This window comes from Streptomyces sp. NBC_00663 (assembly GCF_036226885.1).
Classification (GTDB): domain Bacteria; phylum Actinomycetota; class Actinomycetes; order Streptomycetales; family Streptomycetaceae; genus Streptomyces.
Genome location: NZ_CP109027.1, coordinates 2,002,928 through 2,024,302, shown reverse-complemented (window position 1 = coordinate 2,024,302; position 21,375 = coordinate 2,002,928). Strand labels below are relative to the sequence as shown.

General features: G+C 71.1%; 16 protein-coding genes and 1 pseudogene. 6 read left to right on the top strand and 11 right to left on the bottom strand.

The genetic code is table 11. The features are described 5' to 3' along the window. The first annotated feature begins 2 nt into the window (after nucleotides 1-2). Nucleotides 3-4,799 carry a DNA/RNA helicase domain-containing protein gene (locus OG866_RS09205; protein ID WP_329333206.1) on the top strand — a complete coding sequence of 1,599 codons (4,797 nt, stop codon included), beginning with the start codon at nucleotides 3-5 and terminating at the stop codon, nucleotides 4,797-4,799. Between the two features lie 3 nt (nucleotides 4,800-4,802). Here OG866_RS09205 and OG866_RS09200 read toward each other — a convergent pair whose 3' ends face one another. Then, nucleotides 4,803-5,243, bottom strand: a complete 441-nt coding sequence (locus tag OG866_RS09200; RefSeq protein ID WP_329333204.1) for an SRPBCC family protein — start codon at nucleotides 5,241-5,243, stop codon at nucleotides 4,803-4,805. A 185-nt stretch (nucleotides 5,244-5,428) separates the two neighbouring features. Between OG866_RS09200 and OG866_RS09195 the strand changes: the two genes are divergently transcribed. Together OG866_RS09195 and OG866_RS09190 are read left to right on the top strand one after the other, a co-directional pair. Then, on the top strand, nucleotides 5,429-6,442 hold the full coding sequence (locus tag OG866_RS09195) for a DUF2278 family protein (RefSeq protein WP_329333203.1): 1,014 nt from the start codon (nucleotides 5,429-5,431) through the stop codon (nucleotides 6,440-6,442). Between the two features lie 109 nt (nucleotides 6,443-6,551). After that, nucleotides 6,552-6,751: pseudogene (locus OG866_RS09190) on the top strand (cytochrome P450); the annotation flags it as partial. Nucleotides 6,752-6,766: 15 nt separating this feature from the next. Here the strand turns inward: OG866_RS09190 and OG866_RS09185 are convergent. The 3 genes from OG866_RS09185 to OG866_RS09175 form a co-directional block, all read right to left on the bottom strand. Next, the gene (locus OG866_RS09185; RefSeq protein ID WP_329333201.1) at nucleotides 6,767-7,555 is read right to left on the bottom strand and encodes a polysaccharide deacetylase family protein; all 789 of its coding nucleotides are present in this window, start codon (nucleotides 7,553-7,555) and stop codon (nucleotides 6,767-6,769) included. 76 nt (nucleotides 7,556-7,631) lie between these two features. Then, the gene (locus OG866_RS09180; RefSeq protein WP_329333199.1) at nucleotides 7,632-9,074 is read right to left on the bottom strand and encodes a family 43 glycosylhydrolase; all 1,443 of its coding nucleotides are present in this window, start codon (nucleotides 9,072-9,074) and stop codon (nucleotides 7,632-7,634) included. A 35-nt stretch (nucleotides 9,075-9,109) separates the two neighbouring features. Further along, a complete protein-coding gene (locus tag OG866_RS09175) occupies nucleotides 9,110-10,609 on the bottom strand; it encodes a family 43 glycosylhydrolase (RefSeq protein ID WP_329333197.1) in 1,500 nt (499 codons plus the stop codon). Nucleotides 10,610-10,770: 161 nt separating this feature from the next. On the opposite strand from OG866_RS09175, the gene OG866_RS09170 reads away from it, so the two are divergent. Further along, complete coding sequence (locus OG866_RS09170) at nucleotides 10,771-11,190, top strand: (2Fe-2S) ferredoxin domain-containing protein (RefSeq protein ID WP_329333195.1); 420 nt, start codon at nucleotides 10,771-10,773, stop codon at nucleotides 11,188-11,190. A gap of 57 nt (nucleotides 11,191-11,247) precedes the next feature. On the opposite strand, the gene OG866_RS09165 is transcribed toward OG866_RS09170, so the two are convergent. Next, on the bottom strand, nucleotides 11,248-11,478 hold the full coding sequence (locus OG866_RS09165; RefSeq protein ID WP_329333193.1) for a hypothetical protein: 231 nt from the start codon (nucleotides 11,476-11,478) through the stop codon (nucleotides 11,248-11,250). 133 nt (nucleotides 11,479-11,611) lie between these two features. Between OG866_RS09165 and OG866_RS09160 the strand changes: the two genes are divergently transcribed. Continuing rightward, entirely contained in the window at nucleotides 11,612-12,307 is a 696-nt protein-coding gene (locus tag OG866_RS09160) for an alpha/beta fold hydrolase (protein ID WP_329333190.1), read from the top strand. Nucleotides 12,308-12,320: 13 nt separating this feature from the next. On the opposite strand, the gene OG866_RS09155 is transcribed toward OG866_RS09160, so the two are convergent. The 3 genes from OG866_RS09155 to OG866_RS09145 are packed head-to-tail and all read right to left on the bottom strand — an operon-like array spanning nucleotide 12,321 to nucleotide 15,306. Continuing rightward, nucleotides 12,321-13,436, bottom strand: coding sequence for an FAD-dependent monooxygenase (locus OG866_RS09155; RefSeq protein WP_329333188.1), 1,116 nt, complete (start codon nucleotides 13,434-13,436; stop codon nucleotides 12,321-12,323). Nucleotides 13,437-13,489: 53 nt separating this feature from the next. Further along, nucleotides 13,490-14,518: an L-idonate 5-dehydrogenase gene (locus tag OG866_RS09150; protein WP_329333186.1), complete on the bottom strand. Its 1,029-nt coding sequence runs from the start codon at nucleotides 14,516-14,518 to the stop codon at nucleotides 13,490-13,492. A 17-nt stretch (nucleotides 14,519-14,535) separates the two neighbouring features. Further along, entirely contained in the window at nucleotides 14,536-15,306 is a 771-nt protein-coding gene (locus OG866_RS09145) for an SDR family oxidoreductase (RefSeq protein WP_329333184.1), read from the bottom strand. Nucleotides 15,307-15,360: 54 nt separating this feature from the next. Here OG866_RS09145 and OG866_RS09140 point away from each other — a divergent pair, with 54 nt between their 5' ends. Further along, nucleotides 15,361-16,155 carry an IclR family transcriptional regulator gene (locus OG866_RS09140; protein WP_329333182.1) on the top strand — a complete coding sequence of 265 codons (795 nt, stop codon included), beginning with the start codon at nucleotides 15,361-15,363 and terminating at the stop codon, nucleotides 16,153-16,155. Nucleotides 16,156-16,322: 167 nt separating this feature from the next. Here the strand turns inward: OG866_RS09140 and meaB are convergent, their stop codons facing one another. Genes meaB through OG866_RS09125 form a run of 3 tightly spaced genes read right to left on the bottom strand, consistent with a single transcriptional unit; the run spans nucleotide 16,323 to nucleotide 21,285 of the window. Next, a complete protein-coding gene (gene meaB / locus OG866_RS09135; protein ID WP_329333180.1) occupies nucleotides 16,323-17,315 on the bottom strand; it encodes a methylmalonyl Co-A mutase-associated GTPase MeaB in 993 nt (330 codons plus the stop codon). After that, nucleotides 17,312-19,486 (bottom strand): methylmalonyl-CoA mutase, encoded by a 2,175-nt coding sequence (gene scpA / locus OG866_RS09130; RefSeq protein ID WP_329333178.1) that lies wholly within the window; start codon nucleotides 19,484-19,486, stop codon nucleotides 17,312-17,314. The genes meaB and scpA overlap by 4 nt, the downstream gene beginning before the upstream one ends. Then, complete coding sequence (locus OG866_RS09125) at nucleotides 19,483-21,285, bottom strand: methylmalonyl-CoA mutase family protein (RefSeq protein WP_329333177.1); 1,803 nt, start codon at nucleotides 21,283-21,285, stop codon at nucleotides 19,483-19,485. Before OG866_RS09125 ends, scpA begins: the two co-directional genes overlap by 4 nt. Nucleotides 21,286-21,375 lie beyond the last annotated feature (90 nt).

Below are 21,375 nucleotides of genomic sequence, written 5' to 3'. Positions count from 1 at the left end.
CTGTGGAGGGGGATTTCGTCGAACCCGGGTTGTCCGAGGCCGTGCTGCCCATGCTCGGGCAGCTGTTCGGGCACGAGCCGACGTCTGCCGACAGGGCTGAACTGGAGCCTGTCATCGCAGAGTTCGTGCCGGCGGTGGTACGGCGAACGGTCGGGTACGCCGCTGTCGTCGACCTGTCCGAGGAGGAGTTGTCCGACGTCCTCAAAGTGGTGCGCGGGGCGGTACGGCTGCTGGTCCGCTGGGCGCCGGCGGACCTCCGGAACTGGGATGCGACACATGTCCGCCTGGCCGAACGGCTGTTGGACGAGATTCAGCGCCAAGGACTGTCGGCGCGGCAGCAACAGGAGGCGCGGCGCCTGGTGACGGCCGTCTGCCGTCTGGTGCTCGACTTCGTACGGACCCCCGATACGAGCGACATCGAGTTCGAACGCAGGTACCGGGAGTACGTCACAGCGAAGTACGGCAGCACACGCCTCTTCGGTGCGCCCTCCGGCGTCGGCCCCGTGACCGAGCTCGCCCCGACCTATGTGCCGCCGGTCGTGATCCGCCGCGCTTCGGACTTCGACGCGCAGCCGCGGTCGTTCGAGGAGGTCTCTCTCGAGAACCCCCGGCTCGTGCTGCGCGGCACGGCGGGGGCGGGCAAGACGACGGCCTTGCAGTGGCTCGCGGTACGGGCCGCAGCAGACCTCGGGTCGCAACCGTACGACCAGCCCGCCCTCGTACCGTTCTTCCTGCCGGTACGCGGCTTGATCCGAGAAGGCCTCCTGCCGGGGCCGTCGGGCCTCCTGTCGACCGGGGGCTGTCCGCTGTCCGCGCCCCCGGCCTGGGCGCGGCGGGTCCTGGCACAGGGACGCGGCCTTCTCCTCGTCGACGGCGTGGACGAACTCCCGGAAGCCGAACGTGCCCATGTGCGCCATTGGGTGGGAGAGCTGTGCGCCGCCTACCCACTGAACCGATGGGTCGTCAGCTGCCGCACCAAGGCCGTCGGCGAGAGCTGGCTCGGCGACCTCCATTTCGTTGATGTGCAGCTCCTCCCCTTCTCGGCTGCGGACGTGCGACGCGCCGTACGGCGCTGGTACCGGGCGCGTTACGGGAGTGCGGTGGCCGCCGCACGGGCGGAAGCACTGCTGTCGCTGCTGCGGGAGCGGGCCGACCTGGCGGAGATCGCCACCACTCCCTTGATGTGCGCGGTCCTGTGCGCGGTTCACGACGAGCGTGACGGACAGCTGCCGGGGACACGTGCCGCCCTGTACGCCGGCCTTCTGGAGATGATGCTCGGCAGGAGGGACGCCGAGCGGGGTGTCGCCCTGGACGTCCGAGGGACGCTTACGCAGGCAGTGCAGGTGAGGCTGCTCGGCGACCTCGCGTACTGGATGGTCCGCAACTGGCAGAACGCGGTGTCGTACAACCGGGCATGCCTGGTGATCGACGACAGCAGAGCACGGTTGACCCAGGTGCCCACTCCGGAGGAGGCGCTGGCCTTTCTCCTCAACCGCTCGGGCGTGCTGCGGTCGCTGCCCGACGGAGACATCGACTTCGTCCACCGCCCGTTCATGGACTATCTGACGGCCTACTCGCTGGTCGAGAACGGTGACTTCGGGCTGCTGGCCGAGCACGCCCACGACGACCGCTGGCGGGACATCTTCCTCTGCGCCGTAGGGCTGGCGAGGCCCCGCGAACGCTCGATGCTGCTCCAACTCGCCCTCGAACGCGGAGATGCGGCACCGGAGCGGTCCGACGCCGTGCGCATCCATCTGCTGGTCGCGGCCGGGCTCGCCGAGGCGCCCGAACTCGAACCGCGTGTGGCCCAAGCCGTGAGGGACCGCGTCGCCGGCCACCTCCCACCCCGAACCGCCACCGAGACAGCCGCGTTCGCCCTGCTCGGCGCGACGGTCCTCGAAGTGCTCCCGCACCCGGCCCAGGTCCCTCAGGACGAGACCGACGCCTTCCTGGAACTGCTTGAGCGGATCCCGGGCCCGGAAGCCGAAGCGCTCGCCCGCCGCTTTGCACCACCGCCCCGCCGGCCCGCCCTCCTGGCGATACCCGCCGGCCTTCCCGAACCCCCGCCCGGCGCCCGTCGGCTGGCCGTGGCCCTCAGCGTCGCGACCCGCATCGAACCGGAGCTGATCCGGGCCGTCCGCCTGCGCGTGTTCCCCCTCCTGGACGCGGGCGACGAGGCGGACCTCTGGTTCAGCCCCTGGACGGCGGCCCAGACACCACAAGCGATGGCGCTTCGCACGGAGCTGTTGCCGGCCCTGCGGGCCGAACTGGCGGAACTGCTCGCGGCAAGCGCCCCGGACGACCCCCTCTGGCAGCTCGGCAACGTCCTGGAGCAGGTCCACGTCCACATCTCACCCGCGCTGCGCGTCGAGGAGCGGCTCAATTGGCTCGATGTGAGCGGAGGGCTGACCGTCGAGGACGGTTCGGCGACCGTCGACGCCCTGCTGCTCCCCGCGCTCCGCGCGCTCGTCGAGGAACACCGTGAGGGCATCGCCGACTGGCTGGCCGGTGCCTGGCCCCGGCTGCCCGAGTCGGTACGCGCGAGCACGGCAGCCTGGCAGCTGGTGACGGCCGCCGTGTATCGGGTGCCCGACGTCGCCCTGGAGCACCGGCCGGCCCCGCCCGGGGTGACCGCCGACGACGTGGCCGTCATCGGGGACGCGGTCGGTGACGCCCTGCTGACGGTGTCCCGGTCCGGCTTCTCGCTGACGCTGGGCGCCGAACGGGCCACCTCCCAGGACACGGCGATTGTCGTGCCGGACACGTATCCCCGGGTCGTCGAAGTGCTGAGCGACGGGGCCGTCCCGCGCACGGTGACGGTTCCGCCCGGGGAGACCCGGTCCGTTCCTGTGGGGGGCGGGCCGGTTCGGCTGCGGACGCCGCGGGGGGACGTCTACGAGGTGGGGCCGGCGGCCGGGGCGGAGGCGGACGGTGCCGGTGCGCTCGATGGGGCGGCAGAGCCGGGTGAACCGGAGCCGGGAGCACTTCGGCAGCGGCATCCGCGCAACGGCTCGTTCCTCCTGCGTACGTCCGCCGGAGCGCTGGCCGCGACCGTCTCCGAGGTCGCGACGGACGTGTGGCAGGCGGAAGTCCGCAAACATCCGCGAACGTCGGCCGACCCCAGCAGGCTGGACGAGTTGCGCGGTGACTTCGCCGCGCTGGCGGCGGTCCTGCTCGATGCCGGCCTCGAAGCGGTCACGGTGTTGCTGGGCGAACTCGGCGGGCCGGCCGACGGACCGGCGGACGTCACGCTGGCGGGCTGGGACCCCGCGACCGGCGAACCCGCCTACGTGTGCGTCGAGTTGAGACCCTGGCCGGTGCTGGGCGTGGACCCTGACGAACCTCGTCTCGTCCGGTTCGGCGACCACGGCAACGGAGTCAATCCCTTGGAGCGCGCGCGTGCCCGCAGGGCCCACCTGTACGACACGAACGCGCCGTTGAGGCGTCGCTCCCGGACGGTCGACGTGGCGGCCTTTCTGTACAACACGACCGGCCGGAGCACGGCAGGCTCCGATCGGCTCTTCCTCGCCGACGACCGGGCACTGTTCACGGACTGGCTGCGCAACCGTATCGCCGCCGGTTCCGGGACGGACGCGGCGGACCTGCTGCTGGCGGGCGCGCACGTCCCCTTGCCAGGAGTGCTGACCGCCCTCGGAAACCACGAGTCGCCCCTGCCCTTCCACCCGCTGCGTGCGCAGACACTCGTGGTGGGCCTGGCCATGGCCGCGGTGAGTCGGCGGGAGAAGCGGGTCCTGCTGGTGAGAGGGGCAGCGGGTACGGGAAAGACGGCAGCGGCGGTGAGGCTATTCCTGGAGGTGCGGCAGCTCGGGGCCACAGCGGTCTACGTCACCGGCTGGACCCCCTTCGGGGAGAGCGTGGGGCACGCGGTCGACGAGGTCGTCCGACGTGAGACCGGCCGAGCGGGCGAGCCCGCCGACGGCATCCCCGGCGGCGTGACGAGCGGGCCGTCCGGGCGTCATGAATTCGACCTGCTGGTATTCGACTGCGGGCAGATCGGGCGGTCCGCGTTGAACACCTGGGGCACTCCATGGTCCCCGGACCGGCGGATCGGCGAACTGCTCGACTCCGCGGACGTGTGCGTCTTCCTCCTGGACGAGGGCGCCACCCTGCGGCCCGAAGGAGAAGCGAGCGCCGACGTGATCCTCGCCACCGCGCAGGAGCGTGGCCTGCCCGTCGATGTCCTGACCCTCGACGATCCCCTGCGCTTCGGCGGAAGCGGCGTCTACCCGCTCTGGGTCTCGAAGCTGCTCGCCCCCGAAGAGGACGCCGCACCCTGGATCCCGGACGACCGTCATGTCGTACTCACGGCCGACGGTCCGGAAGAGATGGAGACCTTCCTGAAAGCGCGCCAGGAGGAGGGCTCCACGGTACGGCTGGCGGCGGGAGCGTGCTGGACATCGGCCGGGGCCGAGGGTTCAGGTGTACGCGTGGGGGAGTGGCACCGTCTCTGGCAGAAGCCGACGCACCCCACGGCGCGTCTCGACCGGATCGGCACCCCGCAGACCGTCCAGGGCTACGAGTACGACTGGTGCGGAGTGATCCTGGGGCCGGACCTGCTCTACCGCGACGGGCGGTGGATCACTGTGCGGGAGGCGAACGCCGACCCCCGCCTCCGGGCGATCCCGATGAGCGACGAGAGCGCCGACCCGGTGATCAGAAACGCCTACCGCGTCCTCCTCACCCGCAGCAGAACAGGCGTCGTCCTCTTCTCCACCGACCCGGAGACTCAGGAGGCTCTACGGCGACTCGTACCGGGCCGTGTCTCCGACCACCGATGACCCTCACCCCATCCTCAACAACCGATTGACCGCCCGCCCGAACACATACCGAGCCACCCTCCGCGTCACTGGATCCACCACCCCCGGCAGAAACCAAAACCCCAGCTCCTCCCGCCACACCACCCGGCTCCGTCCCCCCGGTCCCGGCCCCACCTCGATCTCCGCCCACCCGGTGACGACCCGCCCCCGCTTCTCCAGCCGGCACAACCCGGGGTCGGAATCCGTCGGTGGGTGCCACACCGTGACCTCCATGCGGTCGTCGAAGGCCACCGGCCCCACGCCGGTCCGGGCCACGAACACCGTGCCCACGCCGGTAGGGCCGGCCGTCTCGACCTTCACGCGGGTCAGTGGGACGACCTCACCGTGGCGGGGCCACTCCGTCAGGCGGCGCCAGGTTTCGGCCCGCGGCAGGGGGGCCGTGCGTTCGAGGAAGAAGGTGACCACGTAACGATCTTAGGGAGTCCGGGCAGCTCAGCGGCATATTCATAGCCGGCTCACAGAGTTGGTGCAGACACCTGTCGGCCGACGGGCGTACGCCGGGCGGATCGCGCCTCCCCGCACCGCACGCGCGCTCTACGATTTCCCTCACTGATGGGCATTCCGCCCATCGACAGGGGGAGTTGATCGCCATGCCACTGAAGGCCTACGGCGTACTGATCACCCGGGCCGTCGACACCCGCCGCGAGGGCGCCGTCGACACCCCGCACTATCAGGTCCATCTCACCGACGACCAGGGCGTCCACTACCGCGCCGCCGTCAACGTGCTGTCCCAGGAGCGGCCCTCCGAGCTGCTCTACCTCGTCGACGAGGACTTCCGGCACCCGGTCACCGCCCGGCTGGCGGGGCTGGCCGGCGGGTGGAACACACTGCCGCCCGGGCCCGGCGGGCCCAACCTCGACTTCGTGCGCGGCAACCTCTTCGACCCGGCGACGATGCGCACCCTGCCCCCGGACCTCCCCGGCGACGGCAACGACCTCGCCGACATCCTCGACCACTGGGTACGACGGGCCGTCGCCGATCCCGACGCCCGGCTGTATCTCTTCGGCGAGCGCTTCGGTCCCGAACCCGGCGTCAAGGACAAGGTGTTCGGCTTTCTGCCGGGCAACGGGATCCACGACCTCCACATGAACCAGGGCAACAGCCGCCGCTTCCGCGGTGACGACGGGGTGTGGCAGGACGGGGGGATGCTGATTCACTTCCCGGGCCAGGAGCGGTGGGTGGGGATCTTCCTCGCCTTCCAGAGCCAGGCCTGGCACACCGACGATGTCACCGGGCACGCCCTGGACGATGTCGACGGTGACCTGCCCGCTCCGGACACCGTCCCCGTGCGCATCGTCGCCGCGCTGGTCAACCCGCCCGGCCCGGCGCCCGAGGCGGAGACGGTCACGCTGCTCAACGCCTCGCCCGACCCCGTCGACCTCACCGGCTGGCGCATCGGCGACCGTCTGGGGCAGAAGTCCGCGGTGCCCGCCGGGACGCTCGCCGCCGGTGCCTGTCTCGCCGTACCGCTCGCCGGAGACGGGGCCCAACTCGGCAACCATGGCGGGGAGATCACTCTCTTCGACGCCCGGACGCTGAAGGTCCACGGCGTCTCCTACACCAAGGAACAGGCCGCCCGGGAGGGCTGGTCCGTCGTCTTCTGAGCCCTTCCGCTCCACGAGCGGGCACGGCGCGACGACGGGCTGACCCATCTCGCGGAACTGGACGCCTGACCGGTGCCGTACGTCGCTCAGCGCGTCGCCGAACTCGTCGACCCGTTACGACAGCGCGCTACAGGGGTTCCGAAGGGTCACCACCCGGCCCGTCACCCTGGCGGGGACGGAACTTCCGGCCGGGGCAGCGGTGTTCGTGGCATTCGGTGCCGCCGGCTGCGGCTTGCGGAGGGTGCAGCCGTCGAGATGCGGCCGACGATGATCCATCGCTCGCCGTACCGCCCTCACCTCGCCTGGTGACCGGCGTCAGCCGGGTCAGCGGTACACCTTCCCCGGCTCCGCCTTCCCCGGTGCCAGCAACTGCGGCACGGTCACGAACACATACCCGCGCGCCTTGAGCGCGTCGATGATGCCGGGCACGGCCGGCACCGTCCCGTCGTAGAGGTCGTGCAGCAGGATGATCCCGTCGCGGGACGCCTGCGCGAGGACCCGTTCCTGGATCAGCGCCGAGTCGGTCGTCGTGTAGTCCTTGGCGGTGACCGTCCACAGCACCTCCGACATGCCCAGTTCCTTGCAGATGTCGTGGACGTCGGTGTCCGTACGGCCCTGTGGCGGGCGCATGAGGGTGGGACGCTTCCCGGTGAGGCGCTCTATCTCCCGGTTCGGGCGCTCCAGCTCCTCGCGTATCCCGTCCGGCTTCAGCCGGGTCAGGATCTTGTGGTCCCAGGTGTGGCTGGCCACCTCGTGGCCCTCGTCCGCCATGCGCTTGACGAGCTCCGGGTACTTCTCGATGTGCCGCTTGCCGAGGAGGAAGAAGGTCGCCGGGACCTGTTTCTCCTTGAGGATGTCGAGGAGCTGCGCGGAGTGCTCGCTCGGTCCGGCGTCGAAGGTGAGCGCGATGCACTTGGTGTGACGGCAGTCGACGGTTCCGAACCGGGCCTGCGCGGTGGCCGGCGCGGCCTCGGCCCGGGCGGCGCTGGGCGCGGTCGTGTCGACCTTCGCGCAGCCGGTCAGCGACAGCGCGAGACACGCTGCCGCCGCCGACATCAGCGCCGCTCGGAACCTGGTCCCCGTTTTGTGCATCTGGTTGGTCAGAGATGGCATGTCCAGACTATACACAGCGATTATACACGCGGTTTATAGTCTGTTTGATCATGCCTTCAAGCGGCTTCCGGACCGGCTATTGCGCGTAGAACGTGGCATCCCCCCGGTCCGTCGCCGTGGCGGGCGTCTGCACATACAGCAGGTAGTTGTAGTGCCGTATGTACCGGCCCGCGTAGTTGTACGACTCGTACGAGACCCCCGCCGAGTCGGCCAGCCCGGACCGCTGGTAGAAGCTCGCGTCGGAGGCGAAGCCGGACGTGCCGTCGTTCTTCTCCAGCCACACCTCGAAGTTCTTGTGCCGCAGGTAGTAGCCGGGGAGGTTCGCCGACTCCAGCGAGACCGTGCCGGTGCCCGCGAGGCCGGTGACCACCCGGAACTGAGAGTCGGCGAGCGGCGAGACGTTCGCCTCGATCTTCGCCCGGTACTCCCAGTGGCGGATGAACCGGTCCGCGAAGTTGTACGAGGAGAAGCGCTTCGGGGTGACACCGTCGGCGACCGGGATGCCGAAGTCCGGGGTGCCGTCCGCCTTCCAGTAGACCTTCTGCACCCGGGTGCGGCGGTTGGGGTCGTTCAGCGGGTCGCCGCTGATGTCCTTGTAGCTGCGGTCGTGGTAGACGAGGATGTCCGACTTGCCGTCCTCGGAGGTGGTGAAGGAGTTGTGGCCCGGCCCGTACTGCGAGGTCGCGGCGTTGGTCTGGAACACCGGCGTCGAACTCTTCGTCCAGGACGCCGCGTTGGTCAGGTCGGCCGTCGCCGACGCGGTCAGCATCCCCAGGCAGTAGTTGGCGTCGGTGGCCGAGGCCGAGTACGTCATGAAGACCTTGCCGCCGTGCTGGATCACGGCCGGCCCCTCGTTGACCTTGTAGCCGACCGTCTCCCACGACAGTGTCGGCTGCGACAGCTCGACCGGAGTCCCGCTGATCGTCCAGGGGTTGGCCATCTTCGCCAGGAACAGGCTGGTGTTGTTGTTCTCCGACGGGTTGCGCTGCGCCCACGCCAGATACCGCACACCGTTCACGACGAACGTCGTCGCGTCCAGCGAGAAGCTCTCCCACGTGGTGGTGATCTGGCCCTTCTCGGTCCAGGTCGCGGTCAGCGGGTTGGCGCCGGTGCCCTCCAGGACGTACATGCGGATCGCCCACACGTCACTGGTCGAGCCGGCGGCGAAGTACACGTACCACTTGCCGTCGATGTAGTGGATCTCCGGCGCCCAGATGTGCGCGCCCATCGCACCGCTGCTGTGCTTGGTCCAGATGGTCACCTCCGAGGCCGTGTTGAGGCCCTGGATGGTGGTGGCCCGGCGCAGCACGATGCGGTCGTACTCGGGGACGGTCGCGGTGAAGTAGTAGTAGCCGTCGGTGTGTTTGAAGATGTGCGGGTCGGCCCGCTTCTCGGCGATCGGGTTGGTGTAGGTCACGGCGGGGGAGTCGGGTACGGCGGCCTGGGCCGGGGCGGTGCCCAGGCATGCGGTGAGTGCCACCAGCAGAGCCAGTAGCAGACGAACGGCGTTGCGTCTCAAGGGAGTTCTCCAGATGCGCGAGCAGAGGGGGAGGGTCAGGTCGTCGGAACGAGGCGCCACTGCTGGCAGTTGTTGTTCAGCCAGGTCCACTGCCGTACGTCGGAGCCGTTCGTGGTGCCGCAGTCGGCGACGTCGGCGACCTTGCCGGTGGACTCGTTGACGATCCGGACGTAGTCGCCGGTGGCGGTGAACACCAGACGGAAGCGCTGGCACTTGTTGTTGAGCCAGGACCACTGGCGGATGTCGGCGCCGTCCGAGGCGGAGCAGTCCGCGATGTCGGCCACCTTGCCGGTCGCCACGTTCACCAGCCGGTTGGTGTCGTCGCCGAGGTCCTCGATCCTCCACTTCTGGTTGGTCCCGCCGTTGCAGGTCCACTGGAAGATGTTGGTGCCGTCGGCGGTGTTGCCGCCGTTCACGTCCAGGCACTTGCCGCTGTTGCGGTTGACGAGGGTGTACGACGTCGGGGTCGCCGCACTCTCGCCGGAGGGGCCGGGCAGGGAGGTGCCGAGGGCGACGGGGGTGCCGAAGTTTGGGGTGCCGTCGGCGTTCCAGGTGAACTTCTGGGCACGGGTGGTCCGTCCGTTGCCGCAGCCGCCGGAGGAGGACGAGTTGGCGTGGTAGACGATCCAGTTCTCGGTGCCGTCGGGCGAGGAGAAGAAGCCGTTGTGGCCGGGCGCGTACACGCCGTTGGCGTCACTGCGCTGGAACACGGGCGACGGACTCTTCGTCCAGGAGGCCGCCTTGAGCGGATCGGAGCCGGTCAGCTCCAGCATGCCGAGCTTGTAGTCGGCCGTCTGACAGGAGCTCGCCGAGAAGGTCAGGAACGTGCGGCCGTTGTGATAGAGCGGCTCGGGGCCTTCGTTGACGGGGGAGCCGGAGGTCTCCCAACTCGCCGTCGGGCTGGAGATGACGGTGAAGGTACCGCCGGCCAGCGTGTACGGATTGCTCATCGGCGCGATGACCAGGCTCTGTGCACTGCCGTTGACGAAGCCGCTGCCGACGAGGTAGAGGCTGCCGCCGTGCTCCAGCACGCTCGCGTCGATCAGCCAGCCGTTCGGGCTGAGGTTGGACCCGGTGAGCGTGTTCTTGTAGGTGTACGGGCCCATCGGGTCGGTCCCGGCGCTCTCCAGGACATGCGTGCGCTGCGAGTCGCAGCAGGCCACCCCGCTCTGTCCGGCGGAGTAGTAGACGTACCAGTGCCCGTCGAAGAAGTGCATCTCCGGCGCCCAGATGTTGGTGTTGCGGGTCGACGTGGTGTCCGACCACACCTGCACGTTGGGCGCGGTGGCGAGGCCCGCCAGCGTCGGCGACTTCCGGATGCCGAGGATGCCGGTGAACGTCGTGGTGATCAGGTAGTAGTTGCCGTCGTAGTACTCCAGCCAGGGGTCGGCGCCCTTGTAGGACTTGAGCGGATTGGTGTACGGGCGGCCCTCCGCGGCCTGTGCCGGCGGGGTCGCCGCCACGAGCGCGAGGAGCAGGCCGAGCACACAGGCGAGCAGCGCTCCGCGGTGCCTGCCGAGGTGAGTCCGAGGCATACGAGACCGTCCCTGTCCGTAATTTCGAACGTAGTTCGTGATTCCGATCAGAAGATAGGGATGAGGCATGTCTCCGTCAACGGTTTGGTCGGCCGCGGTCTGGGTGCGCCGTACAAGTACGTACGATCTTGGAAGTCGATGGGTCACCGGGAGGGGATGGCGTGAGCGTGCCGAGAAGCCGGGCCGTGTTCGGGGCCGCCGGTGCCAGGCCGTGCACCCTCGTGCTCTGCCGGGGGTGCTGCTGCGGCGACGCGCGCAAGCACCCCGGTGTCGACCATCAGTGGCAGCTCGACCGGTTGCGGGCCGCCGCCGCGGAGTCCGGCGGCCGGCTCGCGGTCCGTACGACCGACTGTCTCGGCCCCTGCGACCAGGCGAACGTCCTCGTCGTACAGCCCTCCGGCGAGGGGCGGCGCCGGGGCGGCCGGGCGACCTGGATCGGCTGGTCCGGCGACGACGCCTGCACGGACGACGTACTGGACTGGGTGGCGGCCGGCGGCCCCGGCCTGGCCGAACCCCCGGCCACCCTCACCCTCCAGTTCATCGACCCGCCCCGCCCGGAACTCCGCCGCGCCCGCCGCTGAGCGCGCGACGCTCGGGCCGGTGTGCTCGCCGGCCTCTGGCCATGGCGCTGCGGACGGTCAGCCGATCAGTCTGATCTCCGGCGGCCACAGCACGTTGCGCGCCCGCAGCAGGGACGGCCCGAGATGTTCCGGGCACACTGGCAGCGGGAAGTCGACATACCGGCCGATCTCGAAACGGGCCCGCGCGGTGCACGTCCGCCCTTCGTCGGAACCGGCGAACTGTCCCTTGCACAGCGGCGGTTGAGCGGAGGGCGAGGAGGCGGGCGGAGGGTCGGAGGACTTGCGCATGGTCACCTCGGTACCGGCGGCCGGAACATACCCGCCACGCTAAGAAGCCCCCGCTCGGCCTGCCCGCAGGGAGGGCCGTCCGGGTGAGGCCGCACACTGACTGCGGCACACTCACCGGAGCGAAAGGCATTCCGTGCAACTCCACACCCGTGAATGGGGCACCGGCGACCGGACGGCCCTGCTCGTCCACGGCATCATGTCCGACTCCCGCACCTGGCGCCGCGTCGGACCGGCCCTCGCGGAACGGGGCTACCGGGTGCTCGCGGTCGACCTGCGCGGCCACGGCCGTTCGCCGCGCGGCGAGTACACCCCGCGGGACTTCGCCGACGACCTCGTGGACACCCTGCCGCCGTCCGCCGACGTGATCATCGGCCACTCCCTCGGCGGACTCGCCCTCTCCCTCGCGGTGGAGCGGCTGCGCCCGCTGCGCGCCGTCTACTCCGATCCGGCCTGGTCCTCACCCGACCCCGAACAGCCCCTGGACCCCGAGACCTTCGCGTCCGGCAAGAACGTCACACGGGAGCACATAGCCCGGTCGAACCCGCGCTGGGCCCCCGAGGACGTGGACGTCGAGGTGGCCACGCTGGCCGACTGGGACGCGGACACCTCGTACTTCCTCGACGGCCGCCCGCTCACCGGCTTCGTCCCCGACCGCCCGGCCGTGCCCTCCCTGGTCCAACTCGCCGAGCCCAGCTTCCTCGTGGGGGCGGAGGACGTGACGCGGCTGCGGGCGAGCGGCTTCGAGGTGCGTACGGTCGCCGGGGCGGGCCACACCATCCACCGGGACGACTTCGAGGGGTTCATGAAGTCCCTGGACGGCTGGATCTGATCGACACCATGGCTCAGGCCGCCAACTCACTGTTCCAGTCCAGCAGTTGTACGAGGTCGTCCTCGCCGGGGCGGGGCGCCCCGGTGGGGCGGTCGCCGCGGGAGAGGGCGCCGCTGACCGCGATGTTGTGTTCCACACGCGGGCGGCGGAGCGCCTCGTAGCGGGCGAGCGCGACGTCGAGATCCGGGGTGTCCCGCAGGGACTTGGCGAGCACGACCGCGTCCTCCAGCGCCATCGACGCCCCCTGGCCGGTCGCGGGGGACGCCGCGTGGGCCGCGTCGCCGACGAGCAGCGTCCGGGCGGAGCGCCACGGGGTGCCGACGGGGATCTCGGCGGCGTCGGTGACGAGGACGTCGTCGTGGGTGGCCGCGACGATGTCCGCGGCCGGGCCGGTGTCCGCGCGCAGCAGCTCCACGAGCGGCTCCCGCCAGCCGCCGGGCACCTTCGGCGGTACGTCCGCCACGCGCGCGAACCAGTACGTCTCCCCGTCGGGCGACACCGCGTACCCGAACGCGGCCCGGCCGCCGCGCACCATCGTGATCTGCTCGGCGGCGCCGGACGGGCGGGCGGCGCCGGTATAGCCGTAGAAGACGCGCTGCCCGGCGTAGCGCGGACGCACGCCCGGGGCGATCGCCTCCCGGACGGTGGAGTGGAGGCCGTCGGCGCCGACGAGCAGGTCGGCCGTCGTGCTGCCGCCGTCCGAGAAGCGGGCGGTGACACCGTCGGGGCCCTCCTCGACGGAGGTCAGCCGCACCCCGTGCCGCACGTCGATGCCCCGGCGCGCCGCCTCCGTCTGGAGCGCCGCGTTGAGGTCGCCGCGGCGCACGCACCTAAACCGCAGCAGCGGATCGTCGGCCTCGCCCAGCGGCCCCCGTCCCACCTCCGCGCCCGTCGCGTCGAGCACCCGCATCGACCGCAGCGGGAACCCGACCGCGCGGACGGCGGCACCGGCGTCCAACTGGGCCAGCGCCCGCATGCCGTTGCTCGCCAGGGTGAGGAACGCGCCCAGGTCTTCTGCCGAGTCGGGATGCGCCTCGTGCACGACGACGTCGGCGCCCGCCTTGTGCAGGGCCAACGCCGTCGCCGTACCGCCGATTCCGCCGCCTATGACCATCGTCCGTATGCGCATGTGAGCGAACGTACCCGCCCCAACTGCTCGACAGTGAGCGGCTCTTCGGACGGTCAGGCCCCCGACAGGTCGAGCAGCACCTTGGAGGCGACCGTCCGGTCCTGCGCGGTGGCGAACGCGGTGACGGACTCGGCCAGCGGGAAGGTGTGCGTCACGACCGGGTCCACGGGCAGGCCCTCGGCCAGCAGGGCGAGCGCCTCGTCGAACTCGGTGTCGAAGCGGAAGGCGCCCCGCAGTTCGAGTTCGCGGGTGACCGCGACATTGCCCAACAGGCCGATCTCGCCAGGCGGGAGCAGCCCGAGCAGGACGACCGTGCCGCCGCGGTGGACGCGCTCCACGCAGGTCCGCAGCCCCGCCGGGGCACCGGACGCCTCGATCGCGAGGTCGAAGTCGCCCGCCCAGGCCGGGTCTTCGGGCCGGTCCGCCCGAGCCGTCGCCGTGGCGCCCACGGCGGTCGCGAGGCGCAGCGGCTCGTCGAACAGGTCGCTGACGACCACTTCGGCGGCGCCCCGTCGCCGCAGCGCGGCCACGACCAGACAGCCGATCGGCCCGGCGCCGGTCACGAGGACCCGCCTGCCGCGCACCTCGCCCGCCCGGTTGACGGCGTGCAGCGCCACCGACAGCGGCTCGGCGAGGACGGCCCGCCGCAGGGCCAGGCCCGGCGGCAGCGCCCGGATCTGCTCGGCGGGCACGGTGATGGTCTGGGCGAACCCGCCCTGGACGTGCGGGGAATGGGCGGCGCTGCCGAGGTAGCGGGTGCGGGCGCAGATGTTGCGCCGGCCGCCGGTGCACTCGGCGCAGCTGCCGCAGGGTGTGGCCGGGTGGACCGCGACGGGCGTGCCGGGCGCCGGGCCGTCGGTGCCGGGACCGAGGGCGGCGACATGGCCGACCACCTCGTGGCCCAGCACCATGGGCTCGCGCAGGGCGAAGTCCCCCACCCGGCCCTGGTGGTAGTAGTGCAGGTCGCTGCCGCAGATCCCGCCGAGGGCGACGGTGACCGCGATCTCACCGGCGCCGGGACCGTCGTACGGCCGTTCCTCGACCCGGAGATCACCGGCTCCGTGGACGACACAGGCGTGCATGAGTGCTCCTTCGGGGGTTACAGGACGGAGAGCATGCCGCCGTCGACGTACACGAGCTGTCCGTTGACGAAGTCGGAGGCGGGGGAGGAGAGGAAGAGCAGGGCGCCGACGAGGTCCTCGACCTTGCCCCAGCGGCCGGCCGGGGTCCGGCCGCGGACCCAGGCGCTGAACTCCTCGTCGGCGACCAGGGCGGAGGTCAGCTCGGTGTCGAAGTAGCCGGGGCCGATGCCGTTGACCTGGATGCCGTGCGGGCCGAGGTCGGCGCACATGCCCTTGGTGAGCATCTTCAGGCCGCCCTTGGTGGCGGAGTACGGCGCGATACCGGGGCGGACCGCCTCGCTCTGGAGCGAGCAGATGTTGACGATCTTGCCGTGGCCGCGCGGCACCATGCGCCGGGCGACCTCGCGGCCGACGAGGAAGGCGCTGGTGAGGTTGGTGTCCAGCAGGCCGTGCCAGTCCTCGTCGGTGAAGTCGAGGAACGGGGCGCGGCGTTGGGCGCCGGTGTTGTTCACCAGGATGTCGATCGGTCCGGCGCGGTCCTCGACGCGGGCGACGGCGTCCGCGACCGCGGCGGAGTCGGTGACGTCGAAGGCCTCGGTCCGGACGCGGTCGCCGAACGACCCGGCCAGCTCCTTGCGGGCGGCCTCCAGGGCCACGGCGTCACGGCCGTTCAGGACGACCGTGCAGCCCGCCTCCAGCAGGCCCGTGGCCAGGGCCCGGCCGATCCCACGGCTGGAACCGGTGACCAGGGCCACCTTGCCGGTGACGTCGAAGAGAGGATGACTCATCGCTGTTTTTCCATTCAGTGGAAAACTTATCCACTCAATGGTAATCTGCGGAGTATGAGTGCCACCAGTGAGGCGCCGGACGCCCTGCCCTCCGCTGTGCCCGCCGATGTCGTGGGCCGGGCGATCCGGCTGCTCGTCCTGGTCGGCGAGCATCCGCACGGCATCACGCTCTCCGAGCTGTCCCGGGCCAGCGGCGTCGCCGTCAGCACCGCGCACCGGCTGGTCAACTCCCTGTGCCGGGAGGGCCTGGTGGAGTTCGAGGCCGCGGGCAAGCGCTACAAGCCGGGGCTCCGGCTGTTCCAGCTCGGCCAGCGGGCGGGCCAGGTCTACGGATTCGCCGGCACCGCACTGCCCGTGATGCAGCGGGTGACGCGGCAGACCGAGGAAGCCACCCTCATGTCCGTCCTCGACGGCACCCGCCATCTGTACGTGCACTACGTGGACGGCCCCCTGCCGGTCGGCGTCCGCAGCGACCCCGGCCGTCACGGCCCGCTGCACTGCACCTCCATGGGCAAGGTCCTCATGGCCTTCGCGCCCGACGACGTCCGCGAGGACCTCCTCGACCGCGTCGAACTCACCCCGCACGGCCCCCGGAGCATCACCGATCGCGATGTCCTGCGCGAGGAGGTCGCCCGCGCCGCGGGACGCGGTTACGCCACGGCCGACGAGGAACACCACGCGGGCCTTCGCGCCGTCGCCGTCCCCGTCCTGCGCCCCGACGGCACGGTCTTCGCCGCCCTCTCCACGGCCGCCCCGGCCTTCCGCCGCAGCATGGACGACATGATCGCGATGGTGCCGGTGCTGCGCTCGGCGGCCGACGAACTCGGGGTACGCCTGCCGGCGCGGTGACCTGGCCTCCCAACGGACCGTGGCCGGCCCGTCAGTCCGTTCCGGATTCACCAGCCGGAAGAAGAAGCGCGCGCCCGCGCGTTGCGCGGACCGGCGCAGGTCCCACGACGGCGCCGGTGAGGTTCCGCGACGGCGCCGGTGCGGGCGCCGGCCACGGGAGCGGGCCCTCAGTCCTCGGCGGCCGGGCCGTTCCCGAAGGCCTTCAGGATGCGCTCGGCGGCCAGTGTCGCCGTCAACTCGCCTGCCCTGACCTGTTGTTCGAGGCCGGGAGCGAGGGCGCGCACCTCCGGGTCGGCGGTCAGCCGGTCCAGGAGCTCGTCGCGGACCATGCTCCAGGTCCAGTCGATCTGCTGGTCGCGGCGCTTGGCGGTGAGGCGGCCGGTGGAGTCCAGCAGGGTGCGGTGCTGTTCGATCCGCTCCCAGACGGTGTCCAGGCCGGTCGACTCGCGGGCGCTGCAACTGAGCACCGGCGGCGCCCAGAAGGCGTCCTTGCCGTGCATGAGGCGCAGCGCGCCGGCCAGCTCACGTGCGGCCGTTTGCGCGTCGCGTTCGTGCGGGCCGTCCGCCTTGTTGACGGCGATCACGTCGGCCAGCTCCAGGACGCCCTTCTTGATGCCCTGGAGCTGGTCGCCGGTGCGGGCCAGGGTCAGCAGCAGGAAGGTGTCGACCATGTTGGCGACCGTGGTCTCGGACTGGCCGACGCCGACGGTCTCCACCAGGATCACGTCGTAGCCCGCGGCCTCCATCACCACGATCGACTCACGGGTCGCCTTGGCCACGCCGCCCAGCGTGCCGGCGGTGGGCGAGGGGCGCACGAAGGCGGCCGGGTCGACGGCCAGGCGCTCCATGCGGGTCTTGTCGCCGAGGATCGAGCCGCCGGTCCGGGTGGAGGACGGGTCCACCGCGAGGACCGCGACCCGGTACCCCAGCGAGGTCAGCAGGGTGCCGAAGGCGTCGATGAAGGTGGACTTGCCGACGCCGGGCACCCCGCTGATCCCGATCCGCCGCGACCGGCCGCTGTGCGGGAGCAGCTCGGTGAGCAACTCCTGTGCCAGCACCCGGTGTTGGGGCCGGGTGGACTCGACGAGCGTGATGGCGCGCGCGATGATCGCCCGCTTCCCGTCGAGCACGCCCTTCACATACGCGTCGACATCGATCACAGGTCGTGCCCGAGGTCGGACGACAGCCGCTCCACCAGGTCGTGGGCGGCGTCCGGGATCACCGTCCCGGGCGGGAACACGGCCGCGGCGCCCATCTCCAGCAGGGTCGGCACATCCTGCGGCGGGATCACCCCGCCGACCACGATCATGATGTCCTCGCGCCCCTCCTCGGCCAGCTGCTCCTTGAGCGCCGGGACGAGGGTGAGGTGACCGGCCGCCAGCGACGACACCCCGACGATGTGCACGTCCGCCTCGACGGCCTGCCGGGCCACCTCGGCCGGGGTCTGGAACAGCGGGCCGACGTCGACGTCGAAGCCGAGGTCGGCGAAGGCGGTGGCGATGACCTTCTGGCCGCGGTCATGGCCGTCCTGGCCCATCTTGGCGACCAGGATGCGCGGGCGCCGGCCCTCCGCCTCCTCGAAGGCGTCGACCAGGGCGCGGGTGCGGTCCACGGACGGGGACTCCCCTGCTTCGTTGCGGTACACGCCGGAGATCGTACGGATCTGGCTCGCGTGCCGGCCGTACACCTTCTCCAGGGCATCCGAGATCTCGCCGACGGTCGCCTTGGCGCGGGCCGCGTGCACAGCCAGCTCCAGCAGGTTGCCCTCGCCGCCCGCCGCCCGGGTCAGCGCGTCGAGAGCGTCCTGGCAGGCCCGCTCGTCACGCTCGGCGCGCAGCCGGCGCAGCTTCTCGATCTGCTGGGTGCGCACGGAGGAGTTGTCGACCTTGAGGACGTCGATCGCCTCGTCGCTCGCCACCCGGTACTTGTTCACGCCGATCACCGGCTGCCGGCCGGAGTCGATGCGGGCCTGGGTGCGGGCCGCGGCCTCCTCGATGCGCAGCTTCGGGATACCGGCGTCGATGGCCTTGGCCATGCCGCCCGCCGCCTCGACCTCCTGGATGTGCTGCCAGGCCTTGCGCGCGAGGTCGTACGTCAGCTTCTCCACATACGCGCTGCCGCCCCACGGGTCGATGACCCGGGTCGTGCCCGACTCCTGCTGGAGCAGCAGCTGGGTGTTGCGGGCGATGCGCGCGGAGAAGTCGGTGGGCAGCGCGAGCGCCTCGTCGAGGGCGTTGGTGTGCAGCGACTGGGTGTGGCCCTGCGTCGCCGCCATCGCCTCCACGCAGGTGCGCGTCACGTTGTTGAAGACGTCCTGCGCGGTCAGCGACCAGCCCGAGGTCTGCGAATGGGTGCGCAGGGAAAGGGACTTGGTGTTCTTCGGGTCGAACTGCTTCACCAGCTTCGCCCACAGCAGGCGTGCCGCGCGCAGCTTGGCGACCTCCATGAAGAAGTTCATGCCGATCGCCCAGAAGAACGACAGCCGGGGCGCGAACGCGTCGACGTCCAGGCCCGCTTCACGTCCCGCGCGGATGTACTCGACCCCGTCGGCGAGGGTGTACGCCAGCTCCAGGTCGGCCGTCGCACCGGCCTCCTGGATGTGATAGCCGGAGATGGAGATGGAGTTGTAGCGCGGCATCCGCTGCGAGGTGTACGCGAAGATGTCGGAGATGATCCGCATCGACGGCGACGGCGGATAGATGTAGGTGTTGCGGACCATGAACTCCTTGAGGATGTCGTTCTGGATGGTCCCGGCCAACTTCTCGGGCGGTACGCCCTGTTCCTCCGCGGCGACGATGTAGAGCGCGAGCACCGGCAGTACGGCGCCGTTCATCGTCATCGACACGGTCATCTTGTCCAGCGGGATGCCGTCGAACAACTGCCGCATGTCGTAGATGGAGTCGATGGCCACGCCCGCCATGCCGACGTCACCCGTCACGCGCGGGTGGTCGCTGTCGTAACCGCGGTGGGTGGGCAGGTCGAAGGCGATCGACAGACCCTTCTGGCCGGCCGCGAGATTGCGGCGGTAGAAGGCGTTGGACTCCTCGGCCGTGGAGAAACCCGCGTACTGGCGGATCGTCCAGGGCTGGTTGACGTACATCGTCGGGTACGGGCCGCGCAGATACGGCGCCACACCCGGACGCGTGTCCAGGAAGTCCAGGCCCTCCAGGTCCTGTCCGGTGTAGAGCGGCTTGACCGGGATGCCCTCCGGGGTCTCCCAGAGCAGGTCGTCGCCGTCACCGGCCTTCTTGACGGCCGCCTGCCAGTCGTCGGCGGTGCCGGTGGCGTCCGGGGTTCCGAGATCGATCCCGGAGAAGTCGGGGACGGTCATCGGGAGACCCCCAAGCGGTCGAGAGCGTCGGTCAGTACGGAGACGGCGTCACAGCCGGCGAAGACGTAGGAGTCCACACCCGCGTACTCCGCCGGTCGGCCGGCGAGGGAGATGTGCGTGGCACCCGCCGCGCGCAGCTCCTGGGCCGTGGCCTCGGCCTGCTCCGCGTACAGCGCGTCACTGGAGCACAGGCAGACCTCGGTGGCACCGCTCTGCGCGAACGTGCCCTCGGTGACGGCCTCGATGCCGCCCGCCTGGAAGAGGTTGGCGGCGAAGGTCAGCCGCGCGGTGTGCGCGGCGGCCGGGCCGAGGGCGGCGAGGTAGACGCGGGGGCGGGCGCCGGTGGCGGACAGGTGGGCGTCGGAGCGAGCGCGGAGTTCCTCGTAGGCCTCGTCGCGGCGCACCCGGGGCAGCCCGCCGGTCAGCGGCTCGGGCGCGGGCTCGCGGACCACCGGCTTCTCGGCCAGGTGCGGGAACTCGCTGACCCCGGTGATGGGTTCGCGTCGCTTGGCGAGCTTCTTCGAGCGTTCCGCCCAGGTCGTCGCGAGGTCGGTGCGCAGCCGGCCCGAGCGCAGGACGGCCGCCTGGCCGCCGTCCCGCTCGATCGTCCGGAAGAACTCCCAGCCCGCGTGGGCGAGTTCGTCGGTCAGCCGCTCCACGTACCAGGAGCCGCCCGCCGGGTCGATCACCCGGGACAGATGGGACTCCTCGATGAGGATCGTGGAGGTGTTGCGGGCGATACGACGGGCGAACGCGTCCGGCAGCCCGAGCTCCTGGTCGAAGGGGAGCACGGTCACGGCGTCGGCGCCACCGGCACCGGCGGCCAGCGTGGCGATCGTGGCCCGCAGCATGTTCACCCACGGGTCGCGGCGCGTCATCATCACCGGCGAGGTCACCGCGTGCTGCACCTGGGCGCCCGCCTTCGGCACCCCGCACACCTCGGCCACCCGCGCCCACAGCCGGCGCGCCGCGCGTAGCTTGGCGATGGTCAGGAACTGGTCGGCGGTCGCCGCGTAGCGGAACTCCAGCTGGGCGCAGGCCTGTTCGGCACTCAGTCCGGCCTCGGTGAGCGTGCGCAGATACGCGACGCCGGTCGCCAGTGAGGCACCCAGCTCCTGCGCGGCCGAACCGCCGGCCTCGTGGTACGGCAGCGCGTCCACGGTCAGGGCGCGCAGTCCGGGGTAGCGCTGGGCGAGCTTCAGCACCGGTGCGATGTCGTACGACCGCCCGGTGCGCGCCTCGAAGCCCAGCGGGTCGGCGCCCAGGTTGCCGCGGGCCGCGTCGGGGGCGACGCCGCGCTCCTCGTACAGCTTCAGCAGCCCCTGTGCGGCGGCCTCGGTCTCGGCGCCCGCGTCGAGGACGACGGGGGCGAGGTCGAGGTAGACGCCGTCGAGCACCCGGCCCAGCTCGGACACCTGGATGCCGCTGCCCTCGCCGAGCGGCAGCCACACCGAGGTGACGCCGTTCTCCAGGTCGGTCAGGACCGCCTGGCCGTCGGCCGCCGCGTGCCGCTGGCGCACGTCCCAGCCGCCGGCGGTGTTGCCCGCGGCCCGGCCGCCACGGACGAACGGGGCGAAGCCGGGGAGGCCGGGGTCGGGTGCGGCGTCGCGCGCGGTGTACAGGGGGCGGGCGCCGAGCCCGTCCTCGAGCACGGTGGCCAGAGCATCCTCCGCCGCACCGTCCGAGACCTCCTTGCCCGACTTGCGCAGCACCCCGGCTACGAGGTGTCGCCATTGTTCGTGTGTCGCGTCAGGGAACTCGGCGGCCAGCGCGAGCCCGTCGTCAGGCAGGACCGTCATGCTCGGATGCTAGGGCAGATCACTGAAGTTCCAGCAGAGTGCAGGCCTGTGACCTTGTTCTCGCTCGGAATGTGACCTGGCGCACGGGCC